The sequence below is a fragment of the Brevibacillus laterosporus DSM 25 genome (genome assembly GCF_002706795.1).
Classification (GTDB): Bacteria; Bacillota; Bacilli; order Brevibacillales; family Brevibacillaceae; genus Brevibacillus_B; species Brevibacillus_B laterosporus.
Genome location: NZ_CP017705.1, coordinates 2,492,501 through 2,508,044, shown reverse-complemented (window position 1 = coordinate 2,508,044; position 15,544 = coordinate 2,492,501). Strand labels below are relative to the sequence as shown.

13 protein-coding genes, 11 tRNA genes, 1 rRNA gene and 1 pseudogene (1 of these 26 only partly in view) are annotated in these 15,544 nt (G+C 43.2%); 3 read left to right on the top strand and 23 right to left on the bottom strand.

What is annotated here, in order from left to right; genetic code table 11:
* Positions 1–18: 18 nt before the first annotated feature.
* Genes BrL25_RS12050 through BrL25_RS12040 form a run of 3 tightly spaced genes read left to right on the top strand, consistent with a single transcriptional unit; the run spans position 19 to position 3,529 of the window.
* Positions 19–960, top strand: a complete 942-nt coding sequence (locus tag BrL25_RS12050; RefSeq protein WP_018674322.1) for an AAA family ATPase — start codon at positions 19–21, stop codon at positions 958–960.
* The gene (locus BrL25_RS12045) at positions 961–2,217 is read left to right on the top strand and encodes a DUF58 domain-containing protein (RefSeq protein WP_018674323.1); all 1,257 of its coding nucleotides are present in this window, start codon (positions 961–963) and stop codon (positions 2,215–2,217) included.
* Positions 2,207–3,529, top strand: coding sequence for a DUF4129 domain-containing protein (locus tag BrL25_RS12040; protein WP_018674324.1), 1,323 nt, complete (start codon positions 2,207–2,209; stop codon positions 3,527–3,529). The genes BrL25_RS12045 and BrL25_RS12040 overlap by 11 nt, the downstream gene beginning before the upstream one ends.
* Before the next feature lie 146 nt (positions 3,530–3,675).
* Here BrL25_RS12040 and BrL25_RS12035 read toward each other — a convergent pair whose 3' ends face one another.
* From BrL25_RS12035 to BrL25_RS11920, 23 genes and pseudogenes are all read right to left on the bottom strand, one after another.
* On the bottom strand, positions 3,676–4,776 hold the full coding sequence (locus tag BrL25_RS12035) for a citrate synthase/methylcitrate synthase (protein WP_018674325.1): 1,101 nt from the start codon (positions 4,774–4,776) through the stop codon (positions 3,676–3,678).
* Positions 4,777–5,197: 421 nt separating this feature from the next.
* Entirely contained in the window at positions 5,198–6,097 is a 900-nt protein-coding gene (locus BrL25_RS12030; RefSeq protein WP_018674327.1) for a LysR family transcriptional regulator, read from the bottom strand.
* 19 nt (positions 6,098–6,116) lie between these two features.
* Positions 6,117–7,034: an NAD(P)H-dependent flavin oxidoreductase gene (locus BrL25_RS12025; RefSeq protein WP_236848105.1), complete on the bottom strand. Its 918-nt coding sequence runs from the start codon at positions 7,032–7,034 to the stop codon at positions 6,117–6,119.
* Positions 7,035–7,269: 235 nt separating this feature from the next.
* The gene (locus tag BrL25_RS12020; protein WP_018674328.1) at positions 7,270–7,650 is read right to left on the bottom strand and encodes a cupin domain-containing protein; all 381 of its coding nucleotides are present in this window, start codon (positions 7,648–7,650) and stop codon (positions 7,270–7,272) included.
* A gap of 80 nt (positions 7,651–7,730) precedes the next feature.
* Positions 7,731–7,907, bottom strand: coding sequence for a cold-inducible protein YdjO-related protein (locus BrL25_RS12015; protein WP_018674329.1), 177 nt, complete (start codon positions 7,905–7,907; stop codon positions 7,731–7,733).
* Positions 7,908–8,017: 110 nt separating this feature from the next.
* Entirely contained in the window at positions 8,018–8,263 is a 246-nt protein-coding gene (locus tag BrL25_RS12010; protein ID WP_018674330.1) for a hypothetical protein, read from the bottom strand.
* Positions 8,264–8,475: 212 nt separating this feature from the next.
* Positions 8,476–8,880, bottom strand: a pseudogene (locus tag BrL25_RS12005) (ATP-dependent Clp protease proteolytic subunit); the annotation flags it as partial.
* A gap of 139 nt (positions 8,881–9,019) precedes the next feature.
* The gene (locus BrL25_RS11995; protein WP_018674332.1) at positions 9,020–9,670 is read right to left on the bottom strand and encodes a response regulator; all 651 of its coding nucleotides are present in this window, start codon (positions 9,668–9,670) and stop codon (positions 9,020–9,022) included.
* On the bottom strand, positions 9,649–10,473 hold the full coding sequence (locus BrL25_RS11990) for a sensor histidine kinase (RefSeq protein ID WP_018674333.1): 825 nt from the start codon (positions 10,471–10,473) through the stop codon (positions 9,649–9,651). Before BrL25_RS11990 ends, BrL25_RS11995 begins: the two co-directional genes overlap by 22 nt.
* 219 nt (positions 10,474–10,692) lie before the next feature.
* Positions 10,693–11,247: a signal peptidase I gene (lepB, locus tag BrL25_RS11985; protein WP_018674334.1), complete on the bottom strand. Its 555-nt coding sequence runs from the start codon at positions 11,245–11,247 to the stop codon at positions 10,693–10,695.
* Between the two features lie 551 nt (positions 11,248–11,798).
* Positions 11,799–12,779: a hypothetical protein gene (locus BrL25_RS24795; RefSeq protein WP_236848104.1), complete on the bottom strand. Its 981-nt coding sequence runs from the start codon at positions 12,777–12,779 to the stop codon at positions 11,799–11,801.
* A 540-nt stretch (positions 12,780–13,319) separates the two neighbouring features.
* Positions 13,320–13,393, bottom strand: a tRNA-Gly gene (locus tag BrL25_RS11975).
* Between the two features lie 4 nt (positions 13,394–13,397).
* Positions 13,398–13,474 (bottom strand) — tRNA-Arg (locus tag BrL25_RS11970).
* 5 nt (positions 13,475–13,479) lie between these two features.
* Positions 13,480–13,555: transfer RNA gene (locus BrL25_RS11965), tRNA-Gly, on the bottom strand.
* Positions 13,556–13,664: 109 nt separating this feature from the next.
* Positions 13,665–13,740, bottom strand: a tRNA-Lys gene (locus BrL25_RS11960).
* A gap of 7 nt (positions 13,741–13,747) precedes the next feature.
* Positions 13,748–13,822: transfer RNA gene (locus tag BrL25_RS11955), tRNA-Gln, on the bottom strand.
* Positions 13,823–13,829: 7 nt separating this feature from the next.
* Positions 13,830–13,905 (bottom strand) — tRNA-Thr (locus BrL25_RS11950).
* Positions 13,906–13,941: 36 nt separating this feature from the next.
* Positions 13,942–14,018: transfer RNA gene (locus tag BrL25_RS11945), tRNA-Asp, on the bottom strand.
* A gap of 7 nt (positions 14,019–14,025) precedes the next feature.
* A tRNA-Met gene (locus tag BrL25_RS11940) sits at positions 14,026–14,102 on the bottom strand.
* Positions 14,103–14,120: 18 nt separating this feature from the next.
* A tRNA-Val gene (locus tag BrL25_RS11935) sits at positions 14,121–14,196 on the bottom strand.
* 9 nt (positions 14,197–14,205) lie between these two features.
* Positions 14,206–14,282: transfer RNA gene (locus BrL25_RS11930), tRNA-Glu, on the bottom strand.
* A gap of 12 nt (positions 14,283–14,294) precedes the next feature.
* Positions 14,295–14,371, bottom strand: a tRNA-Met gene (locus tag BrL25_RS11925).
* Positions 14,372–14,417: 46 nt separating this feature from the next.
* A 23S ribosomal RNA gene (locus BrL25_RS11920) occupies positions 14,418–15,544 on the bottom strand; it runs 1,802 nt beyond the window's last position.

Here is a 15,544-nt window from a genome sequence, read left to right as displayed (position 1 = left end):
CTAAAAAAGGAGGACTCTATGCAGCAAGATAAGATTCAAAAACTTCTGGAGACAATTAACACAGTTGTAGTAGGAAAAGAAAAAGAAGTTCGCCTACTCGTAGCTGGGCTACTGGCACGTGGCCATGTTTTATTGGAGGATTTACCTGGCATGGGAAAAACCGTGTTGGCAAAGACACTTGCTCAAACAATTGGAGGAGCATTTCAACGATTGCAGTTTACAGCTGATCTATTACCATCTGACGTTGTTGGGCTCCATTATTTTAATCCGAAAACAAGTGATTTCGAACTGAGACGAGGACCGGTATTTACAGATGTTTTATTAGCAGACGAAATTAATCGTGCCACTCCACGTACACAATCTGGTCTCTTGGAGTGTATGGAAGAGCGTCAAACGTCTATTGAAGGAACAAGCCTGACCTTATCCCCAGCCTTTTTTGTTATTGCAACTCAGAATCCGATTGAATCTGAAGGAACTTACCCTCTTCCAGAAGCACAATTAGATCGGTTTCTCTTCCGCTTATCGCTCGGTTATGGAACACGGTCAGACTCTCTGGAAATGATGCGCCGCTTTCGTAATGATTCTCCACTTGATCAGGTATCAGCAGTCGTAACTATCGAAGAGATTCTATTCATGCAACAAGAAGTACGACAGGTACATGTAAGCGAAGCCGTGGAGACTTACATCATTGACCTGACTGAAGCAAGTCGCACGCATCCTTCTATCGAAATCGGAATAAGCCCACGGGCGATGCTATCACTTGTGCGCGCTGCCCAGGCAGTTGCCTATGTAGAAGGTCGAAATTACGTACTCCCTGACGACGTAAAGCTTGTGGTTCCTCCTCTCTTCACACATCGAATTCGCTTAACTATGGAAGCAGAGCTTTTACTCATGGAAAGCGATGTTGTACGCGAACTGCTGCTCTTAGTACCTGCTCCTGTTGAAGAGGGAGTTCGGTAAATGGTGACTGTGGATTCGTTTCGATTGATGGGAGGCATTTTTCTTTTGGTCGCACTCCTATCTGGTCAATTGTTTTACTTTGCTCTAGGTGGGTTCTTCTTCTTTTTAGTATACGTTCATAGATGGTGGATAAAACAAATTCCAAAGCTTATTCACATTACTTGTACAAGTGATCAGGTGCGTGTCATGCCACATACACCTATCACCTTAAAGGTCTTAGTTCAAAATCATTCCTATTTACCGTTGCCCGCTACCAAGCTTGTCCTTACATTACCTCTCTCTGTCAAAATAGAAGGGGCTGATTCCTGTAACGAAGAAAACAAGCAGCACCACGTTCAAATATTCATGCACATCCCACCAAGGGCCCAAGCCACGAGAGAGATTACATTGGTTCCTAGTAAGCGTGGTGTCATCTGGTTCAGCGAAATAAAAGTAGAGCTTATCAGTCCATTTGTTACAGAGGTTTGTAATCAAACGCTACCAACAACTTATACTCTGTTAGTCTATCCCGAGATAATTCCGATTCCTCCGTACCAACAGGGGGCATTTGAGCCTTTAGGTAAACATTTATCTAGGCAACGCCTGCAAGACGATCCCTCCTTTATACGTGGTACTCGTACCTACATGCCAGGTGATCGCCTCAAAAATATCGATTGGAGAGCAACCGCTAAAACATCTTTCTTGCAAACCAGATTATTTGAATATACCTCTCAGCAAAAATGGATGATTGTAGGTCATATCCTTCCAATCTATGAAGCAAAGCTTCAGCGCTTTCATGATCTGGAAAATGAAAAGCTGATTTCAGCTGTAGCCTCTGTTGCCACAAGATTTCGGCAGGAGAAAATCCCCTACACGCTTTATCTGAATGTGAGACAACGTGGAAAAGATGTCTTACAGCTAGCAGAAGGTAGTGGCAAAGCTCATTATGTACATGTCATGACGCAACTAGCCAAAATGCATCAATTCATGCCAACGTCCATAATAGGAGCATTGCGGCGTTTGGAAATACATACACAAAAGTTGTCCATTCTGCTTATCTCTTCGCGTTTTGATGAAGATATGGCACTTGTAACTAAACGGCTCATATTGCGTGGTCATGAGATCATCCTGTTGGACATGGCCGATGAAAACCCAGTTTTTCGCTTGTTAAAAGGCAAGCCAGTCTCGAATAAACGCGCTACTACACCAAAACCAACTTCTAGTCCGGCTGATTCGTCTTCTTCGGGAAAGGAGTGTGTCAGCTCCCATGATGGGTAAGACTTCGTTTCGCAATACACTACTATTAACCCTTGAGGCACAGATCATTACGCTTTTCTTCTTCTTAACAGCTTTTCTACCCTTTACGTTTAAAGAAGGAATAGGTTTATTTATCTGCATCTCTCTTCTATTTGCAATTGGTACCTGCTGTTACGAAAAAATAAATCAAAAGTTTGTCGGATTACTCATGTTATATGGGATGGTAGCCCTCGTAGGAATAGTAGCTTTCCTCTATTTTAATTCCATGCTTCTTGCACTTCTGGGGGCAGGCATTTACTATTGGCGGCTTCACGCTATAGCAGATCATGATGTAATACTTCCCGATCTCATGAAACGCTTCACCATTATCATGTTGGCCTATGCCTACTTTTTGCTTTTTCAAAAGCTGAGCGCTGACCCTCATCTGGGAGATACTCCCCTGTTATTAACCGTTTCTATGATTTGGTTTCTAATGATTTGTTATATGGAATTCATTACACGATATAAAAGGATGAGTCTTACATCTGGCGGTACATTATCAATATTAGTTACACAACATTGGGGATTAGAGACATTACTACTAGGAGCTTATGTAGTAGGAGCAAGCCTTGTTTATTCTCTGGTTTCCCTTGGTTGGGGTCTATTGTTAGGTCCTATTGGAACTGTAGCTAAAAATTTACTTACTCCTATCTTGCTATGGCTAGATCGTGTCATTCAAAACCTGCAAGAAATGGCTTCTTCTAATAGCTCATTAACCAACTACCTAGATGACCAAAAACCAGAAGATAAGAACTGGGAAGCTCCTTTAGATAATAGGGATGACATACTTTCACTCCTTGAGCCTTATCTCATTTCAGCTTTTGTGATCTTGATACTTGTATTCTTGAGCTGGAAAATCTGGAAGCATTCTCACCAGAAAAAAAAGCAGGATATTCAATCCAATATGTTCTCTCATGCTACAACTCAGATCGACAAATTGAATCAGTCTGCAAAATCAACAAAAGAAGATAGTCAAAAGGAGTTACAAACATGGAAAGTGCAAAAAGAAGACAGCATTCGCTACGCTTATTATCAGTTTCTCATGCATATGGGTAAAGAAGAATTTCTCATCTATCCAGAGGAGACAAGCAGCGAATATTTGCACCGCCTACAAAGCATATGTCCTAACCAACAAATGGTTGAGCTTGCTAAACGCATCACTACTGCCTATGAGGCTCACCGCTACGCAGGCGTAACATTATCCGAGCAGGAAATCTCGCTTTTGCAAGCAGATGTTGGACAGCTTTGCTCTTTATCCAAGACTTTATCCTACTCACTCAGCGACCATAAATAAAAAAAGAAAAAAGCTTTTCTCCTCAATAGGTATTCTACCCAATGTTGGAAAAGCTTTTTTCTCGTTGAATCAATTACTTTTTCGTATTATTTTACGTTTATCATTTTTCTAGGAAGTTTGAATAGACGCTTCTATGTTCCTCACGATTAAGATTTCGGCATATTTCCTGTATATTCTGATTCCGGACGGATGATTCTATTACGACCCGCTTGATCCAAAATGTGTGCACACCAACCTACTGTACGACTAACAGCAAAGGTGGGGGTAAACAATGATTCGTCCAAACCAACTGCTCTCATAACCGCAGCAGCAAAAAATTCTACATTGGTATGCAGTTTGCGTTTTGGCTTATACTCCGCCAATAATTTTGTTCCTACTTGTTCCACATGGGTAGCTAAATCAAACCATGGGTCATCTGCCGCTAATTCTGCCGCTACCACACGAAGTGCTGTAGCCCGTGGATCAATGGTTTTATATACACGGTGCCCAAAGCCCATTAAACGTTGTCCGCTCTCCAACCGTGTCCGAATCCATTCTTCTGCCTTATCTTTACTGCCAATCGCATTAATCATCTCTGTAACTTCAGACGGAGCGGCGCCATGTAAGGGACCTTTCAAAGCACCGATTGCTGCTGTCAGCGCAGAATAAATATCCGATTGAGTGGAAGTTACTACCCGTCCAGCAAAAGTAGAAGCGTTCATCCCATGTTCTTGAGTCAAAACTAGATACGCATCTAATGCTCTGACATGTGCGTAGCTGGCTTCTGTTCCCTTTAACATATACAGATAGTTTGCCGTGTGACTAAGCTCCATCCGAGGCTCTAGCGGTTCCCTGCCAGCTTTTCGAGCTTCCCGATAAGCAATGATAGTTGGCATTTTTGCTGTGATGGCAATAGATTGCTCTAAAGTAGGAGGCCAGCTTTGCTCAGCACCCCCCAGAGCAGAGACAGCCGTCCGTAATACTGTCATCATGTCTCGATCATGGGGAATAGCGTCTATGACCTGTTTTACCTCTTTAGGTAGGGCTCTTTGTTGAGCTAATGCTGTGTGAAAACCGGATAATTGTTCTTCTGTAGGCAATGCACCAAACCATAACAAATAAGCGACTTCTTCAAATGTATGGGAAATGGCTAGATCGCGAGCCCAATGACCCCGATAAACCAATAATCCGTTTTGTCCATCAACTAGGCTTAAATCCGTTTCTGCAACAACAATTCCTTCAAGCCCAATCGCCAACATTTTTTCCATTCACTTCCACTCCTTTCTTTTCATTACAGTATACCAATATGTTCAGAAAAGTAGAAATAGATAGTAAATGAGTGATTGATTACAAAACATAATTAAGGAACGTTCATTTGAATGGTTATGTGCGCTCTATTTTATCTTTAATTCTGTATTAGTAATCGGAGTTATTTTAGAATTTATTACTAAACGGTATACCTGTATGAAGCTTGTATCTTCATGGCACACTAATCAGAATTACTTCTAATACAAACAACTAGCTTTCCTAATACAAGAAAGGAAGATTACATTATGCCAGCAAAAGAAAAACAAGCTCCACTTCGCTACATTGTCTACGTCTTTTTTGGTGTCACGATCTTTCTAGGTGCCCTATGGGGGCTTTTAATGGTTCTTGATATTTTTAGTCGTTAACCCAGCTTTCCTAATCTTAGGTCACTTTTGGTAATGGAGCATATAATGTCGCTAGAATATCAACAAATCGTTGTCCGGATGCTATCAAATTGTTATTTGGCAAAATGACATAGGAAGCCACTTTTGGTAGCTCTAGGCCTGGGGTTGGTAATTCCATAAAGCGATTTTCGAACAACTCACGTAAAATGGCAGATCGTGGTAAGAAGGAAATACCCAGTCCTTCTTCAATAAAACGTTTGGTCACGTCCACATGCGTAACTCCCATCGTGCGAATAGCAAATCCTCGCTGTCTGAGCGATGTTAAGAGAGGGTCCCAATAAACCGGATGATTATGCGTTAGCAACCTCTTGGTAATTAACTCCTGCTCCCAGTCAGGTAAGGGAGCATCCATATCTCCACCATAATGAGGCACAGCAAATACGATCGGGTCCGTCTGCATGAGATAAGCAGCCAGTTGCCCTTCGTAAGGAATCATTCGAGATAATCCCAAGTGAGCCTGTCCACTTTGGACCAAGAGACCAATATCAATGGAGTCGGCAACTTTAATTGTAATATCTACCTCAGGGTGCTCTTTGGTATAACGATGAATAAGCGAAGGGAGTGAGGTGCGAGCAATGATCGGAGAGACCGCGATACGCAAAATCTCCTTGTAGCCTTGCTTCCATGTCACCATCTCTTCAACACCGGCGTGCCATTGTGACAAAATCAATTTTGCATGCGACAAGAAGCGCTTCCCAGCTGCTGTTAGCCTCACCCGTTTGCCTACTCGTTCAAATAAAGCGACATCCAACTCTTTTTCTAATTGACGTATATGTTGCGTCACGGTAGGTTGAGCGATATATAGCGTTTCTGCCGTCTGGTGAAAGTTCTCACAGGATGCCGCTACTTCGAACGTTTGCAGAAGCTTTATATCCATACGACTCACCTCAAAGCATTTATTTTACATGCATCCAGTTTTGTAATCTGCTAAAGCTTTGCTGTGCCTCTTCCAATAAAGCATGCATGATATCTGCTGCTGTCTCTTCCTTTTGGAGCATACCTACCCCTTGACCAGCCCATAACGATAGATAGTCAGCATCTAAGGCCTTTCCGGCTGCTTGGCGGATCTCCTTGGTTAACTCATTCTGAATGGGGTATACCAACGATCCTACTTGACTTTTAGCAAACTCTTTCATAAATTGATTCACAACTCCACGCGCTGGTCTGCCCGAGAAAGCTCTTGTAACAGCTGTATCTGTCTCTTTTGCATGAAACAATCGTTCCTTATAAGCCTTGTTGGCCGTACTTTCTGAACATCCCAAAAACCGAGTACCCAATTGCACAGCTTCGGCACCAAGCGCTAAGGCCGCTACTAAGCTTTGACCATTCATAATCCCACCCGCTGCAATGATAGGCACCTCACGAATAGCTGAAGAAAGCTGAGCCACTAAGGGTAACGTACCTATACATTCTCCAGGTCCATCTTCCCCTGCATTAAAAGTACTCCGATGGCCACCAGCTTCACCACCTTGTGCCACGATCGCGTCGACGTGCTGACTTACTAATTGCTCAGCCTCTGCCTGTGTGGTCGCCATACCTACAACCTTCATTCCTGCTGCCTTTGCACTTTCTCCATATTTACCTGGCAATCCCATCGCACAACTGAATACAGCAGGCTTCTCTTCTAAAATGACCGTAAAACAATCGGTAATCTCGTCTTGAAGGGTTGGCCAGTCACCTGTCCATGGTGGAAGATTGAATCGTTCCCTTTGTTGATTAAGCCACTGCCTAAAAGCAGGTGTTACTTCCTGCTGTTCTGGTTGTTCAAATAAGAGTAGGTTCACAGCAAAAGGGCGATTGGTTAGAGCCCTCACTTCACGAATTCTCTCCCGTAGAGCTTGAGGTGTAACATATGCTCCAGCAATGGTTGTCTAAGCCTCCTGCCTCTGATACTGCTGCCACAAGTGAAGCTGAGTTTATATTGCCAGCCATTGCTGCAAGTATAATTGGATTTTCAACTCCAAAGATATCGCAAAACCTGGTCTGAAACTGCATGGACATAGTCGTCTCCTCCTGTCTGTATAATTCTGTCTTTTCAGATCATTCTCGTTATGTGTTGCTATTTCCTTCTTCTGTATACTCCAACATCGATATTCTTCCAAACAGGTCGTTTGCTTCTAAAATAATCGACATCATACCGGACTCTGTAATGGTTTCATGCCATTCCCCCGGTTCCCAATAGATAGCATCTCCACTTTGTACATAAACATAGTCACTTGTATCTGTACGTACCCATCCATCCCCACTGAGTACCAACAATAATTGAGGTAATGTAGCCTGATGATAGCCGATTTTTCCTTGAGGAGATAAATAAGCACAATTCATATAGGTATTTGCTGGTAGCCTCCCAATTCGTGACATTATCAGGTGTAGACTATCATAATGAGTGATACTTTTCCCATACGTTAGAGCAAACGAAAATCTTTTCATCCTACTCTCCCCTTTTTACGTAATGAGTGCTGGTTCTCAAACAAAAAGCCAGTTGCTAAGGTGGCAACCAGCTTCCATGTTTATTCAATCCTGATATTCTTCATTTCTTCTTCCATCTTGCTGTTGCACAATGGGCAACGTGGGTCCTCAACGATCACAAACTCTTTTCGCGACCAACAGTTACAAGCTGTACACTGCCATACAAGGGTATCCTCATAGACGTGTTCCTTCATCGTACGTTTTGAACGATATGCCATTGTGTCCCCCTATCTTTTCACAAGATTCTTTACTACTTTATGCCGTATTACTTACATCTAGAACTTTTCCAACCTCTTCGTAGTGTTAAATCCACTTATGCCCTGACTGTTTATGACAGATCCACATCAGAAGATCGCTCTTTTGCTCGGTTTAGGAGCGTGCTTACCGTCGACGATTTTTTTCGTTTTCTTTTTCCCTTTTTTTTGCCTAAACTAACAAATGCTAAAATAAGTAGACAAAGAGTGAGTAATTGACTACTATGCATCACTTCTTTACCAAATAGTTCTCCAATCCCAAGAAGATGAACAAGAATGGCTAACAAAATGACTATTTTACTGATTTGAATGGAGCTCAAAATGCCTTCTCCTTTCTATTTACTAACAGGATCAATTCAGTCAAATACATGCAGAAAAAACCAGCCTATTTTTGCTGGTTTTTTTATAGATATCACATGTTTCTTAAATAATTGATCATCTCTAAAAATCCTTCTATTTGTCGCCGGTATTGCTCATCGTAAATTAGTAACCTTTTCATACTCCTTTAATGTAGTAATTCGATAAAAGATTCCTAACTCCTGTCTTTCTTTTCGATTACTTTATCAACAATTCCATATTGTACTGCTTCCTCACCTGACATGAAGAAGTCTCGATCAAAATCTATGGATACTTTTTCAACACTCTGATTCGATCGCTCTGCAATGATGGAGCAAAGTAAGTCTTTCGTTTTTAGTATACGTTCTGCTCTAATTTGAATATCTGAGGCTTGCCCCTGTGTTCCCCCCCATGGTTGATGAATCATTACTTCAGCATTAGGCAGGGCGTAACGTTTTCCAATTGCTCCGCCCACCAGTAGAATGGCGCCCATGGATGCCGCCATTCCTAAGCAGATCGTGGAAACATCTGGCTGGATGAACTGCATGGTATCATAAATAGCTAATCCTGCCGTCGTTGAGCCTCCAGGGCTATTAATGTAACAAAAAAAAGCACACTGTAGGGAGGCTGTGTGCTTTTACTTTTGCTTTTGCTTTTACTTTTACTTTTACTTTTGCTTTTACTGTTACTTATACTTTTATGTATACTTATACTCATATTGCATTTATCCACTTTGACATCTAATCTTCAGAAGATAGACCATGACGCAGTGCATAGGAGGCTAGCTGCACCCGGTTTTCCAAATAAAGCTTTTCCAGTAGATTTTTCATATGGTTTTTGACCGTATGTTCTGTAATCACGAGACGCTGGGCAATCTGTTTATTCGTCTCTCCCTTTGATACATATTTTAAAATTTGAGTTTCTCGCGGAGTTAATACACTCGGGCTAGGTTCATCGATAACAGGACCTGATCGAAATTTATAGAAGAGCTTGTTTGCCAATTCACGTGAAATATCACTATTATCTTCTAGCAAAGCGCGCAAGTATGATAGCCAGTCATGTGGATTCATATTTTTTAGTAAATAACCTTGTGCCCCAAATTGCACAGCTGTAAATAGATCAGCTACATCATCCGATACACTCAGAATAACGACTTTTATATGGGGATAGGCTTGTTTAATCCGTCGTGTTGCCTCCAAGCCATCGCATACAGGCATGCTAATATCCATCAATACCACATCTGGTTGCAACTGGCTACAAAGACGTACTCCCTCTTCTCCTTGTTCAGCCTCCCCTACAATTTCAAAAGAGGAATCCTCTGCTAACATACTTTTTATAGCTGTTCGAGCCAATAAATGGTCGTCTACCACTAATACCCTGTATTTCTGCACCTTCCGCTCTCCCCTTTAAATGACTCTATCAAAATTTCTGTCCCACCCTGTGTTCCTGGACGCATCTCAAAACTAGCTCCTAATTTCCAGCTTCGCTCTCGCATCATTGTCTGACCATATCTCTCGCGTTTTAATGTTTCTGCATCAAATCCCATCCCATTATCTCTAATCAGTAGATACCAGCCTGTTCCTTGAAGTTGCCATTGAATCTCCGTATGACTCGCATCTGCATGCTTGCGAATATTAGTGAAAGATTCCTGAATAATGCTAAATAAATGGACTTGTTCCGCTTGTTTAAAATATTCATCCATTCCATCAAGATCCTGTTTAACCTCGATACCGGTGATCATGCTCCATTCGTGTAGCCACTTGCCCAAACGATCGGTTAATAATACACCCTCCTCTGGATGAGAACGGAGATTAAAAATGGCTTGTCTTAGCTGGTTATCAATTTCGGAGATCGTTGCCTTTGCTTCTCCAATTTGTTCTTGGTTTAATTTTACGTTTAAAAAGAAAATGGCTTGTGCAATATTATCATGTAGCTCTTGGGCTAAACGTTCCCTTTCTTCATACACAGCATGCTTGGCTTTTTCTTTTGCTAATCTCTCACTCATTCTTTTGATTTTTCCAAAAACCCAGGTGGCAAATATAAATGAGAGAACCAAAGTCATAATGGTAATAATGACATTTCCTTCATCCATCGTAAAATACGGTAACAAAAACTCGTGTCGCGCATATTCAAAGCCACCTATCATAATGGTAGGTAGCATGATGCTCGTTAATTTTAGCCATCGATAATTCAAGCGTATCCTCCTGACTTACCTGTAATTTACAATCATAACCAATCATCATTTGCTACTCTATATTATAGAGGAAGCACTTTACCAGCATATAGGGTCAATTTTTTGAATAAAACTAATATTAACTAGAAAGCCATGCCACTTTTATCGACAATAGAAAAAAGTCCTATGCAACACGTTGCAATAGAACTTTTCACTCATTCTCTTATCGTTAAAATATCATTATGGTGATCTCACGTTTGAAAGTGGCCAGTAAACGAAATCAGCTCTGCCAACGACCTCTGTAATAGACACAGGGCCGATCATTCTACTATCCTTACTGTTTTGCCGATTGTCTCCCATGACAAAAATATAACCTGCCTCAACCGTGACCGGCGGAAAATCCTCCGTTACCTTTTTTCCCTCTGCATGAGCTTTCTTTTTTTGCTCATCTAAATAAGGTTCTTCTACAGGTTTTCCATTAATAAATAGCTGATCATTACGCATCTCTACCCGATCACCAGCTATTCCGATCACACGTTTGATGTAGTCTTCCTTTTGGTTTGCATGAAATACAATAATTTCTCCTCGTTGTGGTTCATGCAAACGGTATACCGCCTTATTTACAACTACCTTCTCATTATTTTGCAAAGTGCTTTGCATGGATTCTCCATACACAACATAGGGCGCTCCCAGCCACGTGTACAAAGCAAATGTAACAATAAAAACTGTTATGATGGAAGTGAGCCAGTCCTTAATTGCTCTACTCCATCCGGAGCGAGGTTCTGTCTGATTCATAAAGAATTAACAGCCTCCTTTTGGTTAGTCTTACTATAAAGGACGTACTTCCTAAAAAAAGGTTTCAAAACGTAAAAAAGATAGAGATTTTGCTCTATCTTTTGAGAAATATGAAGTGGGTGATGGGAATCCACCCCACGCGACCAGCTTGAAAGGCTTTTGCTTGGTGGCTCAGCAATGAAAACTTGGCATTACTTAGATTTCCTTTATAAGTTCTGCTGCTCCTATCCACTAGCTACCCTTACCCGATCGGCAGTTCACCAAAGTGGGAACGCCCATATTTTTTATTTTACTTGTTTGGTTGCATATCTTACGAACATGTTCCACCCATAGTAGTTTACATCCTAGAAAAAGGAATTTTCCACGTATGGGTGGTGAATCCTGCTTTGTAACTACCTTTTTTGTTCTTCTCGGCTAAAAATTGGTTGATCTGTGTTGTTTGCTGTACCTAGCGGAATTCAAAAAGCCCCACTATTTTGTACAGCTCAAAAAATCTATCGACTTCAATTTCTCCCACAAAGATGTAAATAATTCTGAACCTCGTTATATGTTTACGTTAGTTTTACAATTGTAAGTGTGGTGTTTGTATTATTATGGAGCTGTGCTGGCGAATTATTTGCATTCACGAGCTGCACAGTAGTCGGAGAAGTAATATTTAAAATTATACTACCAACAATTGGACCTCCCCCGTCTCCAGCGAGTGGTGTTGGCGTTACAGGAACACCCCCAATTTCCAAGTTAAAAATTGCGCTTCCCTGATTATGAATGGCAAAATCAAACAGGTAAAAACCCGATTGTAGGATTGTAATTGTATTCGATGGAGCAGTAAAAAGAAACGCACTACCAACATTGCTACTTAAGTTTGTGAAGGTTATTGGATTAAAAGCAGGTACTGTGTCGGTTCCTGTTCCAGAGAAACTTCTGAATACACTAATAAAACTATTCAAACCTGGTCCTGTCGCTCCCGTGCCCCCTGTTGCTCCTGTAGCTCCTGTTCCTCCGGTCGCTCCTGTGGCTCCTGTTCCTCCGGTCGCTCCTGTTCCTCCGGTCGCTCCTGCGGCTCCTGTTCCTCCGGTTGCTCCTGTGGCCCCTGTTCCTCCGGTCGCTCCTGCGGCTCCTGTTCCTCCGGTTGCTCCTGTGGCCCCTGTTCCTCCGGTCGCTCCTGCGGCTCCTGTTCCTCCGGTCGCTCCTGCGGCTCCTGTTCCTCCGGTTGCTCCTGTTCCTCCGGTTGCTCCTGTCGCTCCTGTTCCTCCGGTTGCTCCGGTTGCTCCTGTTCCTCCGGTTGCTCCGGTTGCTCCGGTTGACCCGGTTGGACCTGTTATTCCTGTAATCGGGGAAAAAGTAGTAAAGTCCGACGTGCAAGAAGTAGTAAAGTCCGTGCAAGAAGTAGTTGGGGAAGAACGTTTTCGACGTGCATAGAGTTTGTTACCACTAATTGGATCGCGACGCATAAAGTCAAACAAATCAGGTTCATTAATATTACTTAATACCTGTTGTAAATCATCGTAGTTATCGTTAAACAAAAAACACACCTCCAATTATTTCATATACCATACTATGTAAGGAACGATTAATTCGCCATTCCTCTTTTAAAAATTATTCGGTATAAAATATCTAAGAATTACATTTATTTGTCTAGGGAAATTTATTATTCTATAAAATATAAATAATAGCCCTCTTTTATTTTTGGATAAAAAAAACCGCCTTTCTCAGATGAGAAAGACGTTCTACATATCTATTTGTAAAGCTGTATACAGGAGTCAACTATTGTATAGTCATGTTCGTTCTCTCATTCAAGTTTTTGAATTTTTCTTTCCAACATTGCTATTTTTTCATCTACCTGTGCAATAGCTTCAGAGACAGCAAATAACTCTGATGTAACTTTACTCTTATCTTATTCTTCTCTGATTTGAGTAAGTAGTTTCGCATTTTGTAGTTCAATAATCAATCGCCCGAATTCTTGGAATGAAAGAGGACTTGTAACCGATCGCTCTTCAAGTCGGAACCGCATGTCAATGCTTGGTAAAACAAAAAAAGCCTTGTATATCAAGACTTTTTACGATGTTTTCATATGGAGCGGGTGATGGGAATCGAACCCACGCGACCAGCTTGGAAGGCTGGAGTTCTACCATTGAACTACACCCGCGTAATGGCGTGCCCTGAGAGATTCGAACTCCCGACCTTTTGATTCGTAGTCAAACGCTCTATCCAGCTGAGCTAAGGGCACATATATGGAGCGGACGACGGGTCTCGAACCCGCGACCTTCGCCTTGGCAAGGCGACGCTCTACCAATTGAGCTACGTCCGCACAAGTGTTATATAACTTAATGTAATTAGATCTTCGATTAACTATATACCACTTTAATTTGAACCTAGCTCGTCTGTCAATGCTATAATGACCGCTAAACAAAAAAAAGTGGTGAGCCATGAAGGACTCGAACCTTCGACCCTCTGATTAAAAGTCAGATGCTCTACCAACTGAGCTAATGGCTCATGCAAATGGCTGGGGTACCAGGATTTGAACCTGGGAGTGACGGAGTCAAAGTCCGTTGCCTTACCGCTTGGCTATACCCCAATAAAAATGGTGCCGGCGATAGGACTTGAACCCACAACCCCCTGATTACAAGTCAGGTGCTCTACCAATTGAGCTACACCGGCATTTTTAATATAACCAACAGCCTATTTAATTAAAAATGGCGGAGCTGACGGGACTCGAACCCGCGACCTCCGGTGTGACAGACCGGCGTGAACTCCAACTTCACCACAGCTCCAAAATTTTGGTTGCGGGGACAGGATTTGAACCTGCGACCTTCGGGTTATGAGCCCGACGAGCTACCGAGCTGCTCCACCCCGCGACAATATGAAAATAAAAATGGTGGAGGATGACGGGATCGAACCGCCGACCCTCTGCTTGTAAGGCAGATGCTCTCCCAGCTGAGCTAATCCTCCAGGTATAAATGGTGACCCGTAGGGGATTCGAACCCCTGTATGACAGCGTGAAAGGCTGCTGTGTTAAACCGCTTCACCAACGGGCCATGTAGTTATAATGGTAGCGGCGGAGGGAGTCGAACCCCCGACCTTTCGGGTATGAACCGAGCGCTCTAGCCAGCTGAGCTACACCGCCATATTGTTCTTTCAAAACTAGATAATGAAGTCAGCATAAAGGCAATGTGGATAAGTCCTCGACCGATTAGTATTCGTCAGCTCCATGCATTACTGCACTTCCACACCGAACCTATCAACCTCATCGTCTATGAGGGGTCTTACTAGCTTGCGCTATGGGAAGTCTCATCTTGAAGGGGGCTTCACGCTTAGATGCTTTCAGCGCTTATCCCGTCCGCACATAGCTACCCAGCTGTGCCACTGGCGTGACAACTGGTGCACCAGAGGTGCGTCCATCCCGGTCCTCTCGTACTAAGGACAGCTCTCCTCAAACTTCCTACGCCCGCGACAGATAGGGACCGAACTGTCTCACGACGTTCTGAACCCAGCTCGCGTACCGCTTTAATGGGCGAACAGCCCAACCCTTGGGACCTACTTCAGCCCCAGGATGCGATGAGCCGACATCGAGGTGCCAAACCTCCCCGTCGATGTGGACTCTTGGGGGAGATAAGCCTGTTATCCCCAGGGTAGCTTTTATCCGTTGAGCGATGGCCCTTCCATGCGGAACCACCGGATCACTAAGCCCGACTTTCGTCCCTGCTCGACTTGTAGGTCTCGCAGTCAAGCTCCCTTGTGCCTTTACACTCTACGAATGATTTCCGACCATTCTGAGGGAACCTTTGGGCGCCTCCGTTACTCTTTAGGAGGCGACCGCCCCAGTCAAACTGCCCACCTGGCATGGTCCTTCCACCCGATAAGGGCGGCAAGTTAGAAACTCCGTACATCAAGGGTGGTATCCCAACGACAGCTCCACGAAGGCTGGCGCCCTCGCTTCACAGCTTCCCACCTATTCTGTACATGATGCACAAAGTTTCAATACCAGGCTACAGTAAAGCTCCATGGGGTCTTTCCGTCTTGTCGCGGGTAACCTGCATCTTCACAGGTATTATGATTTCACCGGGTCTCTTGCCGAGACAGCGCCCAAGTCGTTACGCCTTTCGTGCGGGTCGGAACTTACCCGACAAGGAATTTCGCTACCTTAGGACCGTTATAGTTACGGCCGCCGTTTACTGGGGCTTCGGTTCAAAGCTTCGCTTGCGCTAACCCATCCCCTTAACCTTCCAGCACCGGGCAGGCGTCAGCCCCTATACTTCGCCTTGCGGCTTCGCAGAGACCTGTGTTTTTGCTAAACAGT